The organism is Paenibacillus sp. 2TAB23, from assembly GCF_052115165.1.
Classification (GTDB): Bacteria; Bacillota; Bacilli; order Paenibacillales; family Paenibacillaceae; genus Pristimantibacillus.
In genome coordinates, this window is record NZ_JBFRGD010000081.1 from 1 (window position 1) to 433 (window position 433).

Sequence of the window (433 nt, forward strand, 5' to 3'; positions counted from 1 at the left end):
GATGCCGAAGATGCCGAATCAAAAAAAATCGCCTCTACCCGCAGGGCAGAGACGATTTCCAAGTATGATTCGATTAAAATGCGGCAACAATTGCGCCTTTATACGTGTCCTCGATATATTTCTTCACTTCCGGCGAACGAAGCGCAGCTGCCAGCTTCTGGATCGCATCYGAWTCCTTATTGTCCGGACGGGAAACGAGAATGTTGACGTATGGGGAATCCTTGCCTTCGATAAACAAGGCATCCTCTGTCGGGACAAGRTCAGCCTCCAGTGCATAGTTCGTGTTGATTAGCGCAAGATCAACCTCATCAAGCACGCGCGGCAAGGTTGCGGCTTCCACTTCTCTTATTTCAAGCTTCTTCGGATTATCCGTAATATCAGCAACCGTCCCGTTTACGCCTACGCCATCCTTCAGCTTGAGCAAGCCGTTATC

Annotated in this window: 1 protein-coding gene; it reads right to left on the reverse strand. The window is 49.5% G+C overall.

Going from position 1 to position 433, the window contains the following annotated elements:
* Positions 1–73: 73 nt before the first annotated feature.
* The coding region (locus AB4Z29_RS32385; protein WP_441946963.1) for a MetQ/NlpA family ABC transporter substrate-binding protein at positions 74–433 on the reverse strand (360 nt) is incomplete at its 5' end.